15 protein-coding genes are annotated in these 17,073 nt (G+C 71.4%); 8 read left to right on the top strand and 7 right to left on the bottom strand.

Going from position 1 to position 17,073, the window contains the following annotated elements; translation table 11 throughout:
• The first annotated feature begins 40 nt into the window (after positions 1–40).
• Both G6N64_RS12150 and G6N64_RS12145 read left to right on the top strand, forming a co-directional pair.
• Positions 41–1,324, top strand: a complete 1,284-nt coding sequence (locus G6N64_RS12150) for an integrase core domain-containing protein (protein WP_163797224.1) — start codon at positions 41–43, stop codon at positions 1,322–1,324.
• Between the two features lie 97 nt (positions 1,325–1,421).
• Positions 1,422–2,894, top strand: a complete 1,473-nt coding sequence (locus G6N64_RS12145; protein ID WP_163797222.1) for an HNH endonuclease signature motif containing protein — start codon at positions 1,422–1,424, stop codon at positions 2,892–2,894.
• Positions 2,895–2,962: 68 nt separating this feature from the next.
• Here G6N64_RS12145 and G6N64_RS12140 read toward each other — a convergent pair whose 3' ends face one another.
• From G6N64_RS12140 to eccCa, 4 genes are all read right to left on the bottom strand, one after another.
• Positions 2,963–3,259, bottom strand: a complete 297-nt coding sequence (locus tag G6N64_RS12140) for a WXG100 family type VII secretion target (protein ID WP_163797220.1) — start codon at positions 3,257–3,259, stop codon at positions 2,963–2,965.
• A 35-nt stretch (positions 3,260–3,294) separates the two neighbouring features.
• Positions 3,295–3,618, bottom strand: coding sequence for a WXG100 family type VII secretion target (locus G6N64_RS12135; RefSeq protein WP_163797218.1), 324 nt, complete (start codon positions 3,616–3,618; stop codon positions 3,295–3,297).
• Positions 3,619–3,696: 78 nt separating this feature from the next.
• Positions 3,697–4,806 carry a type VII secretion-associated protein gene (locus tag G6N64_RS12130; protein WP_163797216.1) on the bottom strand — a complete coding sequence of 370 codons (1,110 nt, stop codon included), beginning with the start codon at positions 4,804–4,806 and terminating at the stop codon, positions 3,697–3,699.
• Positions 4,803–8,408, bottom strand: a complete 3,606-nt coding sequence (gene eccCa, locus G6N64_RS12125) for a type VII secretion protein EccCa (RefSeq protein WP_163797213.1) — start codon at positions 8,406–8,408, stop codon at positions 4,803–4,805. The genes G6N64_RS12130 and eccCa overlap by 4 nt, the downstream gene beginning before the upstream one ends.
• Before the next feature lie 117 nt (positions 8,409–8,525).
• Between eccCa and G6N64_RS12120 the strand changes: the two genes are divergently transcribed.
• Both G6N64_RS12120 and mycP read left to right on the top strand, forming a co-directional pair.
• On the top strand, positions 8,526–9,737 hold the full coding sequence (locus G6N64_RS12120) for an EsaB/YukD family protein (protein WP_163797211.1): 1,212 nt from the start codon (positions 8,526–8,528) through the stop codon (positions 9,735–9,737).
• Positions 9,734–11,083, top strand: a complete 1,350-nt coding sequence (mycP, locus tag G6N64_RS12115) for a type VII secretion-associated serine protease mycosin (RefSeq protein ID WP_163797210.1) — start codon at positions 9,734–9,736, stop codon at positions 11,081–11,083. The genes G6N64_RS12120 and mycP overlap by 4 nt, the downstream gene beginning before the upstream one ends.
• On the opposite strand, the gene eccB is transcribed toward mycP, so the two are convergent.
• A complete protein-coding gene (gene eccB / locus G6N64_RS12110) occupies positions 11,009–12,325 on the bottom strand; it encodes a type VII secretion protein EccB (protein ID WP_343044060.1) in 1,317 nt (438 codons plus the stop codon). The genes mycP and eccB overlap by 75 nt on opposite strands.
• A 79-nt stretch (positions 12,326–12,404) precedes the next feature.
• Complete coding sequence (locus G6N64_RS12105; protein ID WP_163801671.1) at positions 12,405–12,986, bottom strand: CGNR zinc finger domain-containing protein; 582 nt, start codon at positions 12,984–12,986, stop codon at positions 12,405–12,407.
• 89 nt (positions 12,987–13,075) lie between these two features.
• Here G6N64_RS12105 and G6N64_RS12100 point away from each other — a divergent pair, with 89 nt between their 5' ends.
• Genes G6N64_RS12100 through G6N64_RS12085 form a run of 4 tightly spaced genes read left to right on the top strand, consistent with a single transcriptional unit; the run spans position 13,076 to position 16,177 of the window.
• Positions 13,076–14,104 (top strand): EamA family transporter, encoded by a 1,029-nt coding sequence (locus G6N64_RS12100; RefSeq protein WP_163797205.1) that lies wholly within the window; start codon positions 13,076–13,078, stop codon positions 14,102–14,104.
• 38 nt (positions 14,105–14,142) lie between these two features.
• Complete coding sequence (locus tag G6N64_RS12095; RefSeq protein WP_163801668.1) at positions 14,143–14,790, top strand: cutinase family protein; 648 nt, start codon at positions 14,143–14,145, stop codon at positions 14,788–14,790.
• 24 nt (positions 14,791–14,814) lie between these two features.
• Positions 14,815–15,462: a cutinase family protein gene (locus tag G6N64_RS12090; protein ID WP_281361500.1), complete on the top strand. Its 648-nt coding sequence runs from the start codon at positions 14,815–14,817 to the stop codon at positions 15,460–15,462.
• Between the two features lie 46 nt (positions 15,463–15,508).
• Positions 15,509–16,177, top strand: a complete 669-nt coding sequence (locus G6N64_RS12085; protein WP_246231123.1) for a cutinase family protein — start codon at positions 15,509–15,511, stop codon at positions 16,175–16,177.
• 6 nt (positions 16,178–16,183) lie between these two features.
• Here the strand turns inward: G6N64_RS12085 and truA are convergent, their stop codons facing one another.
• On the bottom strand, positions 16,184–17,071 hold the full coding sequence (truA, locus tag G6N64_RS12080) for a tRNA pseudouridine(38-40) synthase TruA (protein ID WP_163801664.1): 888 nt from the start codon (positions 17,069–17,071) through the stop codon (positions 16,184–16,186).
• Positions 17,072–17,073: the final 2 nt, after the last annotated feature.

The following is a 17,073-nucleotide window of genomic DNA, read 5'->3' as shown; positions in this document are numbered from 1 at the left end:
TTGGTCTTGGTGGTGACACTTCTGCACCGAGGCTGCCGGGGTGGCTGTCAATGAACCCATCGATCCTCGCGTCCGGCTGGCGATCTCGCAGTGGCCCGATGACGCGCCGCGGGGTGCGGTCTCGACGTTCTGCGCCGAGCACGGTATCTCAAGAAAGTCGTTCTACGCGTTACGTCAACGCGCGATAGCCGACGGGCAGGCCGCGGTGCTGCAACCGAGGACACGACGACCGAAGTCGAGTCCGTCGAGGTTGAGTGATGAGGTCAAGGCGCAGGCAGTGGCGGTACGTGCTGCCCTGGAGGCCTCCGGACTGGATCACGGGCCGATCAGTGTGCACGACAAGATGCACGCGATGGGCCTGCCGCAGGTGCCGTCCACGGCGGCGCTGGCGCGGATCTTCCGGGAGGCCGGCGTGGCTCGGCTCGAGCCGAAGAAAAAGCCCCGTTCGGCGTGGCGACGGTTCGTCTACCCGGCACCGAATGCGTGCTGGCAACTCGACGCGACCGAGTACGTCCTCAGCGGCGGGCGCACGTGCGTGATCTTCCAGCTCATCGACGACCACTCCCGCTACGCGGTCGCCTCCCACGTGGCGTGGTCTGAGACGGCCCAGGCCGCCATCGCAGTGTTCGACAAGGCCGTCGCCGATCGTGGTGTACCCCAACGACTGTTGTCCGACAACGGGGCCGCGCTCAACCCGTCCCGGCGCGGACACCTCGGCCGACTCGTCAGTCATGTGGGCGCCCTAGGCGTGCAGACCATCACCGGCAAGCCCTACAAGCCGACCACCCAGGGCAAGAACGAACGCTTCCATCAGACCCTGTTCCGCTACCTCGACAAGCAACCGCTCGCCGGATCGCTGGCCGAACTCCAAGCCCAGGTCGACGCATTCGACCACCTCTACAACACCGAACGCCCCCACCAGGGCCTGCCCGGTCGCATCACCCCGCAGACGGCGTGGGACGCCACCCCCCACGCCGATCCGCCCCGTCCCCAGCCGGACCGGCCGATCTACCCAGCGCCCGTTCCGAGCGCCTACCGCAGGCCCCGCACTCCGCCACCACCGAACCTGCCCGCCAACACCCGTGCCAGAACGATCAGCACTGCGGGGACCATTCATCTGGACACGGTCACCTACCGAGTCGACGCACAACGCGCCTTCGAGCAGGTCCTCGTCGTCACCGTCGACGACCAGGTCATCATCACCGACCTTCAGGGCGAAGTCCTCGCCGAGCACACCCGACCCGCACCCGGTATTCGATACGTCGGCAACGGTCGACCACGGGGCCTACGCCCCAAAACCGACAGACCGTCACCGAAGTCCTGACACATCAACTGTCACCGAAGTCCTGATGCAGAACTGTCACCTATGTCCTGAGACATCACACATGCACGTGTCGGTCTCGTCCTGTAGAATCGAACACATGTTCGAGTCATCCGATCCCGCGGCGCTGCTGTTGCAGCGGATGGGGTCGGCGGCGCGCACGGAGGCCCAGGCCGCCGCGCAGCGGCTGGTGGCGATCGCGGACTTCATGCAGTTGCGGTTGGCCGAGGGTGGTGAGGACACCGAGGAGTGGTGGGTGGATGCGACCGGCGCGGCGACGGTGGAGATCGCCGCCGCCCTCGGCGTCAGCCGCGGCCAGGCCGGGGCCCACGTCCGCTACGCCCGGGCGCTACGGGAGCAGTTGCCGCTGCTGGGGGAACGGTTCCTCGCCGGCGACGTCGACGAAGCCACGTTCCGGGCGGCGGCGTTCCGGACCGGGCTGATCCTCGACGACGAGATCTTGGTCGGGGTGGACGTGATTTTGGCGAAGCGGGCACCACGCTGGGGTCGGTTGAACCGGACCGCGCTGGATGCCCGGATCGACGCGATCGTCGCCGAGGTCGACCTCGACGCGGTCCGGCGCCGCGAACACCGCGTCGCCGACCGTGGGGTGACGATCGAGGGCATCGAACACGGCCTGGCCTACGTCACCGCGACGGTGTACGCCACCGACGCGGCGGCGGTGTCGGCGCGGCTGACCGAGTTGGCGAACACGGTGTGCGGCGACGATCCGCGGACGTTCGCGCAGCGGCGCGCGGATGCGATGGCCGCGCTGGCGGTGGGGGCGGCCCGGATGGCGTGCCACTGCCGCCGCGACGACTGCCCCGCCGGCGGCACCGGGGTGACCAGTGCGGTCGTCATCCACGTCGTCGCCGACCAGGCCGCCCTGGACGGGGATCGGCGCGGGGTCGCGGTCACCGCGGGGTATGAGGGGGTGATCCCGCCGGAGGTCGTCGCGGAGTTGGCCCGGGACTCCCGGCTGCGCCCGGTCCTGCACCCCGGGACGGCGGCGGAACCGGAGTGTGGGTATCGGCCGTCGCGGGGGTTGGCGGACTTCGTGCGGGCGCGGGACCTGACGTGCCGGTTCCCCGGGTGTGAGGTGGCGGCGTTTGACTGCGACGTCGACCACACGGTGCCGTGGTCGGCCGGTGGGGGCACGCATGCGTCGAACCTGAAGTGTCTGTGCCGGTTGCACCATTTGTGCAAGACGTTCTGGGGGTGGCGTGACGAGCAGTCACCGGATGGGACGGTGCTGTGGACGTCCCCGGCCGGGGAGTGCTACCCCACCTCCCCGGGTAGTGGGGAGGTGTTCCCCGCGCTGAGCGTCCCGACCGGACCCGCCACCCCCGCCAACGCTGGCGGGGAGTCCGGTGGTGACCGGACGGCGATGATGCCGCGCCGGCGTCAGACCCGCGACAAGCAGCAGGCCGCCGACATCCTCGCCGAACGCCACGCGAACCGGGAACGGCGGATCAACCCGCCACCCCTGCACCGCTGCGAAGAGGACTACACCTACGAGGAAACATTCCTCGAGAACCGCATGCGCGAACCCGAACCACCACCACCGTTCTGAGCGCATGTCTATGCGGCCCCGCTCGGTCCTCTCCTCCCTCGCGGGGCCGCACAGAGTCTGGTGGGCCGCTACATCCCCCACGCGGCCGCGGCGCGACGGTCCGTCGCGGCGACGTCGTCGGCACCGTCGCGGACGGCGTTGCCCAGCCGGAACAGGATGTCGTTCAGCGCCGCCGCCGACTGGTCCCACCTGGCCTGCTCGACGCGGTACGCCTCCGCGGCCTCGCGGTTCCACACGGCGGTCAGCGGGGCGATCTGGGCGCGCAGGTCGTCCAGCGCAGCGTTGAACCGGGCCGACGTGGCGTGGATCTGCTGGCGGACGGTGTACTCGATCTCGTTGAAGTCGTATGACAGAACCGGATCCACGGGTGCTCCATTCGGGTGGTTGGGTGACTCGTCGCTCAGAGCGACGCGGCGACGGTCGAGATGCCCTGCGCGTGCGCCTCGGCGGCGTCGCGCAGGGTCGATTCGTTGTGGCGCATGGTTTCCGCGATACGGCCCAGCGCGGTGTGCAGCTTCATCGACTCCGCGTTCCACCTCTCCACGACACCGGCGAACCGGCTCGCGGCGGCGCCTCCCCACACCGACGGCGGCACGCTGGACATCTGACCGATGAACGACCCGAGCATCGCGCGCACCTCCTCGTTGCGGGTGTCGATCTGGCCGGCCACCGACGCCATCACGTCGAAGTCGGTGGTGAGCGCACCACCGGTGGGGTTGGTCACGAGGTTCTCCTTCTCTTCGGTGTCTACTGGTTAGGACGCAGCGGACCGTGAATCGGTTCCATTGCCCACGAACGAATCTCATCCGATCTCGCGAGCGGTCCGTACGGCACGGTGGCAGTCCGCGACGGGGGCGGCAACCGTGTCGGTCTCCTGACACCCGATCGCGATCCTGACGCCACCGTCCAGCACGAGGGTCCAGTCGACGCGGCGGCCGGGTCGTGTCTCGCGGTACGTCATCGCCGCCACACCCGCCACGTCCGCCGCCGGCTCGAAGTCGACGAACACACCCTCCTGCCGTGCCGCCAACGCGGTGCGCACCACCTCCGCGGCGACGTCACGCGCCTGCCCCATCGGAATCGGCGACTGCGTCAGGTGCATCACCTGACCGCTCGGTGAAACGATCTGCACGCGAGCCGATCCCGGGCCGTCCAGAGTGCGCTCTGCGGTCCAGTCCGCGGGTACCTCGACGGTCACCCGCCCCTCGACGAGCCACGTCGTCGACGGCGGCGCGTCGCCGCGCGGGCCGTGCCACACGGCGGCTCCGCACAGCGCCACGATCATCAGACTCGCTGCCGCCACGACCGCACCGCGCGGTCCGACGAGCGGAAGACGAATGCCACGTCGGCGTGAACCGCAGCCTTGTCGCACCGCCTCGTCGTCGACGACGGTGACGTCCACCATCCTCGTCCGTAGCCGCTGCGCCACCGCCGGGCCCACCGATCGGGTGGGGTCGTCGACGAGTACCGCAGCCGACCCGACGAGGTGCTCGCATACGTCGTCCACCAGGTGCGACGGCGATCCCGTTCGGGGCAGGAGGACCGTGCTCCGGTCGGACGCGTGGACGGCGACCAGCTCGGGTCCGACCTCGACGACGTGAGTGCCATTGCGCCACAGCACCTCCGAGCGCTGCCGCAGCGCCAGCTTCAGACCCGCTCGCCGTCCCGCCCCCTCGACGCGCTCAACCCTGTGCTGCGACCACCAGGACGGAACGACCACGACGACCGCTCTCGCGGAGGGTCCGGCCGCCGCGCCCAGCACGTCAGTCCACAGGTCGTCGACACGGACAACCTGCTCGTCGACGAGCGCGAACTCGTCGTCCAGGCATGCCAGCGCTTCGGCCGCGGCCTCGGGCTCGACCGCCCCCGGACCGCGAACGTCCGTCGGACCTACCAGGACGACGGTCGTCACGGCTCGGTCCAGGCGACCTGAACCAGGAGGTCGCCGAGGCCGCGCCGGATCAGCGTGCCGCGCCCGGGCAGCTGCGGCGTAGGGCGCAGCGATCCGAACAGCGGCCCGTCGTCCGGCCGCGCGCTCATCACCAGACCCATCGCGCCGAGATCCCGCAGCCGCCCGAGCACCGGGTCGAACATCGCCCGCGCCGCTCCACCGGAGCGCCTGGCGAGGACGACGTGCAGGCCGACGTCGCCGGCGTGCGGTAGGAGATCCGCCAGCACCACGAGGGGATTGCCACCCGCCGCCTCGGAGACGAGGTCGTAGTCGTCGACCACCAGCCACGCCTGCGGGCCGGTCCACCACGACCGCTCGCGCAGTTGTCGCTGGGTGACGTCCGGACCGGGGAGGCGGTCGCGGAGCACCGCGGCCAGGTCGGTGAGGCGGGCGCGGGCGGCGTCGGCCGTCGCGGCGTAGGTCACGTGCTCGTCCGGAACCGCGGCGAGCAGCGTCCGCCGCGGGTCGACGATCACCAGGTGTGCGGGACCGGCCTCCGTCACGCTGCGGCACACCGTCCGTAGGACGGAGGTCTTCCCGCAGCCGTTGTCACCCAGGATTAGGAGGTGCGGCTGCGCCCCGAAGTCGACCATCTCGGCGGAGAGTTCCTCGTCCCCGACGCCGAGCGGGACGACCGTGGCGGTCGGTCGCGGCAACGAGTCGGCGTCCACCCGGGCCGGCAACGTGCCGACGGCGGGTGCGCACGGACCGCCGTGGCGCGACGCGATGGCGCGCGCGGTGGCATCGTCGAGGTCCGGGACGGCGATCGCGAATTCGTTTCCGTCACGGGTGATTCCGCGGCCCGCCGGACGGCCGGCGAGCATCCGGGCCTTGGCGCGGTCCATCTCGGACTCGACGGGATCCCCCAGCCGCAGCTCGATCCGGGTCCCCAGCTGGTCCTTGAGGGCGGGCCGCAGATCAGCCCACCTCGCGGCGGAGAGGACCACGTGCACGCCGACCGCGAGGCCCTGCCCGGCGAGCGCGGTGACGGTCTCGTCCACGCCGTCGAGGTCGCGGCGAGCGGCGGCCCACCCGTCGACCACCAGGAAGACGTGCGGCTCGGCGTCGCCCGCCACACCGGTACGGCGTCGGGCCGCCTCCCGCTCGCGAACCAGCGCGGTGACACGGGCGAGGATGCGACGTGCCAGTTCCGCGTCGTGGCCCCGAGCGACGGCGCCGACGTGCGGGAGCCTCTCCGTCATACCGAGACTGCCCCCGCCGAAGTCGAGGCCGTAGATCTGAACCTGGTCGGGCGAGTGGGTCTCGGCCAGGGCCTGAACCAGCGTCTGCAGGGCCGTCGACTTCCCCGCCCGCGGGCCACCGACGACCGCGACGTTGCCGCCGGTACCCGACAGGTCGGCGACCAGGGTGTCCCGGCGCTGATGGAACGGCCGATCCACCACGCCGATCGGGACCGACAGCGGCGCTGACCCGGGTACGGCGTCGAGCACCTCCCGCACCGTCGGCGACACCGTCAGAGGTGGCGACCACACGAGGTGTGCGGGACGTCCACGACCGGCCAGTCGGTCGACGACCACGTCGAGGGTGCTGAGATTCGAGGTGGGCGCCTGCTCGGTCCGCAGCATCCCGACCCGCCGGCCCACGAACGGGACGGGCGCGTCGATGCCGTGGTCCCCCGGCACCGGCGTCGCGCGGGCAGCGGCGGCCGACACGTAGGCGGCGGTGAACCTCGTCAACCGTCCGTCGGCGGTCTTGAGGTAGGCGGCGCCGGGGCTGCCCGGCAACTCATGGGCGTCCGACGTGCCGAGTACCGCGCGGGATTCCGCAGGCGAGAACGTCTTCAGGGCGATCCGGTAGGAGAGGTGCGACTCCAGGCCGCGCAACCGCCCCTCGTCGAGTCGCTGGCTGGCCAGCAGCAGGTGCATGCCGAGCGAACGCCCGAGGCGACCGATCGCGACGAACAACTCGGCCAGGTCCGGCTGTTGGGCGAGCAGTTCGGAGAACTCGTCGACGACGATCAGCAGCGCCGGCAGCGGAGGCAGCGCCGTGCCCGACGCTCGCGCCCGGTCGTAGTCGGCGACGCCCGCGAAACCGCCGGCAGCGCGGAGCAGTTCCTGGCGGCGCGTCATCTCGCCGGCGAGCGCGTCGCGCATGCGGGTCACGAGGTGCGCCTCGTCGGACAGGTTGGTGATCACCGCGGCGACGTGCCGCAATCTCTCGAAGCCGCGAAAGGTCGCCCCGCCCTTGAAGTCGATGAGTGCGAGGTTCAGTGCGTCCGGCGAGTGGGTCGCCACCAGACCGAGCGCCAGCGTCCTCAGCAGTTCGGACTTGCCTGAACCCGTTGCGCCGATGCACAACCCGTGCGGCCCCATTCCGCCGTGCGCAGCCTCCTTCAGGTCGAGTTCGACGGGATCGCCCTCCCCGTCGGTTCCAACGGGGACGCGCAGCCGCGCCGACCGGGTGCGGGGCGACCAGGTGCGGACGACGTCGACCGATCCGGGGTCTCCGATCCCGACGAGGTCCGCCCACCGGTGGTCGAGGCGACGGCCCCCGTATCCCCGGTCGATCGAGGCGATCCGGCGGGCGCACGCCTCCGACTCCGCCTCGGTCATGGCGTCGGTCACCGCGTCGAGACCAGGTACCGCGATCCGGTGCGCGACTGCGAGGGAACCCGGTGATCCGACCGTCAGGACCGTGGCGCCGGGCCCCACTGCGGTCACCTCACCGCCGTCACGGATCACGACGACGTGGGCGGCGCCCGCGGGTGGGGCTGCGCGGACCCGGCGATGGGCCATCCGAACCGGACCCGCGGCGTCGATCCGGTTCTCGTCCCGGTGGTGCGGCAGCCACTTGAGCCAGTCCCATGCCGCCGCCGTCGAATCGTCAACGGCAGCAACGACGCGGACGTCGTCGGGATGGTGGTGGACGGCCAGCTGGCAGATCAGGGCGCGCGCCGTCGCACGGGCGGTCTCGACGTCACCGTCGACCGCGATCACCGGATGGGCGGTGACGTCCAACACGATCGGCAGGTCCTCGAGCATCGACCCGTGTTCGATCAGCTGCGCGGCGACGGCGCTCGAGTACGGATCGACGTCCTCGCCGGAATCGGTGGTGGGTGCGACCAGCCTGGTGGTGGACGGTGCCGGCCCGACGCCGATGCGCACGTGCCCGAAGTTCGGATCCGAACGCCTTCGTTCCCAGGCCCGCTGGGCACCCACCACGGTCCACAGCGCGGCGGGCTCGGGATGGTCGGCGTGCATCGAACGGTGTTGGTCGGCAGCTTCTCTCGCCACCATCTCGTCGAGCGAGTCCAGATAGCGCAGATAGCGCCGTCGTGCCGCGTCGAGGTCGGCGGCCCGCCGCGCGCCCCGCATGCCGTACGCGAAGGATCCCAGTACCGACACCATCATCATCACGGGAAACAACAGCATCGTCGGACCCCGGCCACCCGTGCCGGAACCGAAGTACAGCAGCGCCATGCCTCCCGCCGCGATCAGCATCACCACTGGGAGCACCCGCGCCATGGGGCTCGTCGAGGCGTCGCGAGGCACCGTCGGCGGCGGATCGACGGTGACGTACAAGGGTTCCGATGGTGACCTCATCACCTGTTTGGACGCGCTGGAGACGCTCCTGGTTCCACCGTCTTTGGTGCGTTTCACGGGTGCGGACGTGGGTTAGCGTCGGGATCGAGAGCATCCACGCATCCCGGGGGAGATCCGATGCCGCTGTGCCTGTTGTCCATTCACGTCGACGACACCGTCGTCGACGTCGTGTTGCCGGCGGCCCGTCCGGTCGCGGGCCTGTTGCCCGACGTCGTCGCCCTGGCCGGCGCACCCGCGTCGTACGACCCGGTGCGGTGGCGGTTGCTGCGCATGTCGGGAGATCCACTCGACGGTGACATGACGCTGGCGCAGAGTGGTGTTCGGGACGGGGATGCCCTGCTGCTGGTCTCCGACGTGCCCAGGATGCCGCGACGGCTGCCGTGGGACTCCGCGCTCGCGGTGACGACACAGGCGCCCGCACCCGTCGGGCGCGTCGGCGTCGCGCACGGCGCCGTGATCGTCGCGGTCCTCGCACTGTGCTGGGCCGGATCCGCCGCCGATCCCGGCTGGGGGCACGTGGCGGTGGCCGCCGTGCTCGCGCTGGGCGCGACGTACCGGTCCCTGACCGGGCGCGGGACCGCGATGCACCTGGCGGCGGTGACGGGGTGGGCCGCCGTGGGATACCTCGCCGTGCCAGTCGGCGCGGTGTCGGGCAACCTGATGGTCGCCTTCGCCGCATCGGGAACCACTGCGGCACTGTTACTTCGGTGGTGCGGCACGTCGCCGGCGCTCGTAGCCGCGGCGTCGTTCTCGGCCCTGACGGCGATCGCCTCGGCGGTGGCGACGGTGTGGCCGTATTCCGGGGCCACAGCGGGTGCGGTGTTGGCGACCGCATCGCTCGGCGTGCTCGGCCTCTCCGGGCGACTGGCGGTCCTCGCCGCCGGACCGGTCCCGGGGGTGCGGGGGCACACGCTTCTCGACGGGCTCGTCGCCGGGTCCAGCGCCGGCGTCGCGGTGGGTGCAGCGGTCGCAGCGCTGACGACGCCCGACGGACGCACGCTCGCGCTGGCCTGCGTGCTTGCGGTGGTGCTCGTCCTGCGCAGTCGCGTACACGTCGACCCGATCCGCGTGGCGGCTCTGTCGATCGGCGGGCTGGTTTGTGCAACAACGGGTTTGATGGTGACCGTCACGGCGTTCCCCGAGGCCGCGTCCTGGGCGGCGGCACTCGTCGCGGCGGTCGGCCTGGCCGGCACCACGACCCGGGACGTCAGCCCGGTCGTCGCGCGCTGCGTCGACGGAATCGACTACGTCGCCATCGCGGCAGTCATCCCGACCGCCTGCTGGGTCGGCGGCCTCTACGCCGCAGCACGCGGCTGGCACCTGTCGTGACCACGCGCTGGGCGCCGCTGGCGATCACGGCCGCACTCGTCGCCGCCGTGGGGGTGGCACCGGAGGCGGCTGCGGTGGCACCGCCACGGGTCGACGCATCCGCGTTGCCGAGTCCCGCGCCACCGGCACCGCCCGGGCCCACCGAGCAGGTGGGTGCGTGCGAGACCGCGCCGGGGACCTCCCGGGGAGGTCGCGCGCAGATCGACCGCACCACGCTGGCGGCCCTCTGGAACCTCAGCCGCGGCGCCGGGCAGACGGTCGCCGTCATCGACACCGGCGTGGCTCGCCACCGGCTACTCCCCCGCCTGACCCCGGGTGGGGACTACGTCGCAACGGGTGACGGCACCCAGGACTGCGACGGTCACGGCACCATGGTCGCGGGCATCATCGCCGCGTCCCCGACAGATCACTTCGCCGGAATCGCACCGGACGCAGGCATCCTCGCGATCCGGCAGTCGAGCGTCGAGTTCCGTCGCACCGACGGCGACGGCACCGGGGTGGGCGACGTCCGGACGCTGGCCCAGGCGGTTCGGATGGCGGCGGATGCCGGCGCCACCGTGATCAACGTGTCGACCGTGGCATGCACGCCCGCGTCGGAACCGCTCGACGACCGGGCGTTGGGCGCGGCCCTCGCCTATGCCGTCGACGTCAAGAACGTCGTCGTGGTCGTGGCAGCGGGCAACACCGGTGCCGAGTGCGGCCCGCAGAACCCCGTGCGGGGCGGAGCACCGGACTGGGACGACGTCGCGGTGGTGGCCAGCCCCTCCTGGTACGACGAGTACGTCCTGACGGTCGGGTCGGTGGACGGCGCCGGGCGTCCGTCCGCATTCACGCTCGGGGGCCCATGGGTCGACGTGGCCGCGCCGGGAGAGGACGTCCTCTCCCTCGACCCCGCCGGGGACGGCGTCCGCGACGACGGCCCGGTGTCGGGGACGAGCTATGCCGCACCGGTCGTGGCCGCCGTCGCCGCCCTCATTCGGGCACGGTCACCGGAACTGACCGCCCGGCAGGTGATGCGCCGCATCGAGGAGGCCGCGGTGCGGCCGACCGCGGGGTGGGATCCGCTGGTGGGGCACGGGGTGGTGGACGTCATGGCCGCACTCAGCGATGGTGGCGCGGTGCCGACCCCGGCGTCGCCGAGGACCGCGGACCGACGGCCCGGTCCCGCTTCGGCCGGCCGCGACGGGCGGGCAGTCGCCTTCTGGGGTGCGGCGGCGTGCATCGCGGTGGGCGGGGCGCTGACCGCGCTGACGGGGCTGGCGCGCAACCCGTTACGGCGCCGGCGCCGCGAGTCCGTCGCGGACGGCGCCGGCACCCGCGATGCTGAGTTCGGGTCCACGCGGTAGCCAGGCCAGGATCGGCCACGGCGCGCCGGCCGGCGGTTCGGTCAGCCCAAGCGCCGTCGCGGCGGTGTCGTCGTGGACTCCGTACACCACGCCGTCGTCCGCGACGAGGTACCTCGGACCTGCCGCCTCGTCCCCGAGGATCCGTGCGGCGTGGACGTAGGAGGCGCGTCCCGCCGGCAGTGCGACGCGGTCGATCCGCGGTCCGGCGCCGTCGGCCTGCGCCAGCGTGACCGCGTCGCCGACGTCGAGGTGCGCTCCCACTGACACCACGGGCTGCGTCGACACGTCCGGCACCCCTGCCCGCCAGCGCACGCAGACCACGCCTCCGGTGGCGGGTGTCCTGGCACGGTCGGGTAGATGATCGACCTGCAGCCTGTCCACCAGGCGCGTGGCGGCGATGGCCGCGGGCGAGACGGTGGGTACGCCCAGTGCCGTTCCGGCATAGGTGATTCCGATCAGGTCGGCGGCGACCTCGCCGATGCGTTGGACGCCATCGGCGAGCACGACGTAGAGGTCCGCGGCCGCGGCTCCCACCACCTGGACGACGGATCCGACGGTGGCGCCCATCGGTCCGACGCTGCCGGCGCCGTCGATGCCCGGGACCACGATCGGGGCCACCTCGGGCACGGTGTCGAGCAGGGCCCGCGACACCGGTTGCGGCGAGATGCCGTCGAGTCGCAGGGCCCGCACCACTGCGGGGTTGCGCAGGTCGACCCGGGCGCGACGGCCGTCGAACAGCAGGAAGGTCAGCGCGGCGCTCTCACCGCGCGGAGTGACGAGGACGCTGCGGCCCGGATCGAACCGATCGGCAGGCGACAGACCACGATCGGCGGCCACCAGCGTGTCCCGGCCGTCGCATACGGTCCAGGTGTCCGGCGGCGGGTCGGCATCCAGAGTCGCTGGTGCACCGACGATCCCGACGGCGGGACCCCGGCGGACGCCGTCCAGCGCCCGCTGGTCCACCAGTGTCGGGACGGCCGCGGCCCGCACGATCAGCCGAGCCGACGCCAGGTTGGGCGTCGGATGCCAGACGTCGTCGATGCGGACGTACATCGCCCCGGTCTCGCGAGCGACGACGACCTGGGTCGACCCGAGATCGCCGCGCGGGCGAAGGAACGCGACGGCGGCGCACGCGGCGACGACGACCACTGCCACCAGCGCCCCGACGACCATCGCCAGCGACTGCGATCGCAGCGGGTCGTCATGCAGCGCAACGTCTCTGCGCACCAGCGCGTGTTCCATGCGGCGCAGCCGCAGCCGCTGTGCACTGACCTGTATCCAGGTCGACGTTCGACGAGCCATGGCACCCCCGGCTTAGAACCTAACCGGCGTCGGCACCCCCGTCGGACACTGATTCCTCGCGCAACCGCTCGCGATACGCCGCGACGTGCTGGCGGTTGCCGCAGTTGCCGGTGTCACAGAACATTCGGGAGCGGTTGCGGGACAGGTCGACGAGCACCGCTTCGCAGTCGGATGCCGCGCAGACCTTCAGCCGCCGCAGCTCGCCGACGCGGATCAGGTCGGCCAGCGCCATCGCCATCTCCGCACCCATCCGCTGCCACAGCGGGTCGTGTATGGACGCCAGGTGGAGGTGCCACTCGGGCATCTCGGGGTGGCGGGTCAGCCAGGGTGAGGCACGGGTGTCGCTCAGCAGGGCGTTGACCTGACCGACGGTGCGCTCCTCGTCACCGGCGACCGACCAGATGCCGCCGAGCCGCTCGCGCAGGCGCCGGACGGAGTCGAGTTCCCCGTCGTCTCCGTCGCGGCGCCCGGTCCAGCCGAAGCCGTCGAGGTACTCGTCGAGCGCGGGCATGCCGTCGAGCCGCTCGCCGTCGACGCGATCGGTGTTGATCAGCACACACGCCGCCTTCAGCGTGAGTTCCGTGTCATGACTGAAAATCATTTGACTCATGACTCCCTTCGGCGATACCGTCATGACCAACGACGATTTTACTCCTGACATCACCGTCACGACGCATCTGGAGGTGGCACATGACCGCAACGAGCCTGGACCGCGAACCCGCGGTCGACCACTTCCGCACGGGACTCCTGTTCGCCCTCGCCTCGGCCCTGGCGTTCGGCATGTCCGGCCCCCTTGCCAAGGCGCTGATGGACGCTGGCTGGTCGCCGACCGCCGCGGTCACCGCTCGCCTGGCGGGCGGCGCCGTGGTGATGGCGGTCGTCGCCACCATCATGCGGCCGGACTGGGTCCGCGAGGCCACGCGGCACGCCGGGATCGTCGTCGCCTACGGCATCGTCCCGATCGCCGGGGCGCAGCTCTTCTATTACAACGCCGTCGCGCACCTGTCCGTCGCGGTGGCGCTGCTGCTCGAGTACACCGCTCCGCTGTTGGTCGTGGGCTACCTGTGGGTGACGACGCGGCGCAGGCCGGGCAACCTCGTCCTGGCGGGCGTCGCGCTGGCCATCTTCGGCATCATGCTGGTCCTCGACGTGTTCGCCGGAGCACACGTGAACCTCGTCGGCGTCGGCTGGGGGCTGGCCGCCGCCGTGTGCGCGGCCTGCTACTTCGTGCTGTCGGACCGGGTGGGCAGCGGCGACGCATCCGGCGACGACGCCGGTGTGCATCCGATCACCCTGGCCGCAGCCGGCCTGGTGGTCGGCGCCGTCACGGTCGCGCTGCTCGGGATGACCGGCATCATGCCGCTGACCTTCACCGCGAATTCCGCGGTCATCGCGGGGTGGACCACGTCGTGGCTGGTGCCGGTGGCACTGCTCGCCGTCGTTCCGACCGCCATCGCCTACACGCTGGGGATCATCGGGATCTCCCGCCTGCGGCCGCGCTTCGCCTCCCTGGTCGGACTCGCCGAGGTGCTGTTCGCGGTCCTGGCGGCGTGGGTCCTGCTGGGCCAGGCCGTGTCGCCGATCCAGGCCGTCGGAGGCGCCGTCGTCCTCGTGGGTCTCGCACTGGCCCGCCAGGGCGACAGGACCGAAGCGGTCGCCGAGGCGACGTGGCCGGAAACCCCCGCCCAGCAGCCAGGGCAAAGCATTCGTCCCAGCTGACGGAGGTATGTGAAGATTGGCCGGTGATCACACGCACGATGACGTTCCGGCTGGCCGCGATCGTTTCCGCGGTTGCCTCCTCGGCCGCTATCTTCACCGCGGCGCCCGCCGTCGCGGAGCCCCCCGCCTGCACCGACGTCGAGGTGATCTTTGCGCGCGGAACGGGTGAGCCTCCCGGCATCGGACGGGTCGGCCAGGCCTTCGTCGATGCGCTGACGCCCCAACTCGGCGGTCGCACGGTCGGGTCCTACGGCGTCGTGTACCCCGCCAGCTACGACTTCCTCACCGCAGCCGAGGGCGCCAACGACGCCGCAGCCCGCATCGAGTCGATGTCCGCGAGCTGCCCCGACACGCGTCTGGTCCTGGGCGGCTACTCCCAGGGCGCGGCTGCCGTCGACATGCTCGCCGGCATCCCGCCGCTGGGCAACAAGATCGGCGACATCGGGTCGGCGCCACCCCTGCCCGCGGCCTACGACTCGAGCATCGCGGCGGTCGCCGTGTTCGGCAATCCGTCGACGAAGTTCAGCATCCCCATCACCAGCTCGGTGTTCAGCGGGCGCGCCATCGACCTCTGCACCGACGGTGACCCGATCTGCTCGCGCGGCCGCAACCCCTTCGCGCACAGCGACTACGTCAGCGCGGGCATGCCCGACCAGGCAGCCACCTACGTCGCAGGACTTGTTTAGCCCACTTAAGTGTTACCATTCGGCGTGCCCTTTGATCTTGTTCGACGCTGCCTGGTCACCGTCGCCGCACTGACACTGACCGCAGGTGCTGCGCTAATCGCGCCGATGGCCACGGCGTCGGCCCAGGACTGCCCGGACATCGAGGTCGTCTTCGCGCGCGGCACCAACGAGGCACCGGGACTGGGCCTGGTGGGCGGGTCGTTCGTCGACGACCTGCGCGGCAAGGTCGGCGGCCGGTCGGTCGGCGCGTACGCGGTGAACTACCCCGCGAGCTACGACTTCCTCGCCGCGGCCAACGGCGCCAACGACGCCAGCGGCCACATCCAGTACATGATGGGCGCCTGCCCCGGCACCCGCCTGGTGCTGGGCGGCTACTCGCAGGGGGCCGCGGTGATGGACGTCATCGCCGCCGTGCCGATCCCCGCGATCGGGTTCAACAACCCGCTCCCCCCGAACACCCCGGACTTCGTCGCGGGCATCGCCGCGTTCGGCAACCCGTCGTCCAAGCTCGGCCTGCCCATCACCTCGAGCCCGGTGTGGGGCGGCCGGTCCATCGACCTCTGCAATGGCGGCGACCCCGTGTGTGGCCCCGGCGAGAACGTCGCCGCCCACCGCGCGTACGCCGGTGGGCCGACCGACGCCGCGGCCAACTTCATCGCCGGCCTGCTGTAGCTCGGGACTCACAGCGAAATCGCAGCGTTCGGCTAGCATCGGCTTCGTGATCCGTCGCCACGTCATCGCCGCCCTCTCCGCCACCCTGGTGGCCGGCGGACTGCTCAGCCTGCCCAGTGTCGTCGCACCCGGCACGGCCCCGACGGCGTCGGCCGCCTGCTCCGACGTCGAGGTCATCTTCGCGCGCGGCCGGCTCGAGCCCGCGGGACCAGGACTGATAGGCAACGCGTTCGTCAGCGCGCTGCGCGCCAAGTCGGGCAAGAGCGTCAACATGTACGCGGTCCGCTATCCCGCCGACAATCAGATCGACGTCGGCGCCAACGACATGAACGCCCGGATATTGAGCACGATGAACAGCTGCCCCGAAACCAGGATCGTGCTCGGTGGCTATTCGCTCGGCGCGGCCGTCACCGATGTTGCGGTAGCGCTGCCGTTCTCCGTCCTCAAGTTCGACAGCCCGATGCCGCCCGGCGCCGATCAACACGTCGCCGCCATCGCGCTGTTCGGGAACGGCAGCGCGTGGGCCGGTCCGCTCGGCTCGTTCAACCCTCTGTACCGCGAGCGCACCATCGAGATGTGCCACGGCGCCGACCCGATCTGCAATCCGGCGGACCCCAATACGTGGGAGAAGAACTGGTCGGATCATGCGGCCAAGGCGTACATCGACGCCGGCATGGTCAACGAGGCCGCGGACTTCGCCGCGGTACGGGTCTGACCTGAACTAGCGCCGCACGTCGCGCGTGACCTCGTTGCGGGCGACGAGTTCGGCGTCCGAGGGATAGTCCACCGCCACCAGCGTCAGGCCGCGCGCCGGCGCGACCGCGAACGCGCTCGACCTGGTGGTCTCGCCCAGCAGACCCGCGCACCACGCCGGATCGAGGCGGCCCTCCCCGACTGCCAACAGGGCGCCGACGACCGAGCGGACCATCGACCAGCAGAACGCGTCGGCGGTGACGTGTGCGGTGATCAGGTCACCGTCGGACACCCAGTCCAGTCGCTGTAGCTCGCGGATGGTCGTCGCACCTTCGCGCGGTCGGCAGAAGGCCGCGAAGTCGTTGAGCCCCAGTAACTCCCGTGAGGCCTCGCGCATGGCGTCGAGGTTGAGCGCGCGGTTCCACGGTGTCACGAAGCGGGCGTCGACGGGGTCCACCCCGTACGGTGCGGTGGACAGCCGGTACTCGTAGTGGCGGCGTAGCGCAGAGAAGCGGGCGTCGAACCCGTCCGGCGCCCGAACCACGTCCCGCACCCGGACGTCGGGGGTCAGGAGCTTGGCCAGCCTGCGTACGAGCGGGAGGAATTCGCTGTCGCCGTCGCGACGGGTGCGCGGGTAGGCCAGCGGGATCGCGTCGGCCGGGACGTCGACGTGCGCCACCTGACCCGTCGCGTGGACGCCGGTGTCGGTGCGGCCCGCGGCACGCGTCACCAGCGGCACGCGAAACACGGTCGACAGTGCGTCGTCGATCAGGCCCGCCACGGTGCGCTGATCGGTCTGGGTGGCCCAGCCCGCGAAGTCGGTGCCGTCGTAGGAGACGTCCAGGCGGAGACGAGCCGGGGCGAGCGGAGCGACGGGAAAATGAGCATGCCCGCCACCGGAGTCGGTGGCGGGCATGA

The organism is Mycolicibacterium sediminis, from assembly GCF_010731735.1.
In the GTDB taxonomy this organism is placed as follows: domain Bacteria; phylum Actinomycetota; class Actinomycetes; order Mycobacteriales; family Mycobacteriaceae; genus Mycobacterium; species Mycobacterium sediminis.
Note: the sequence above shows the minus strand (reverse complement) of the source record. Positions and strands in the feature narration are given on the sequence as shown.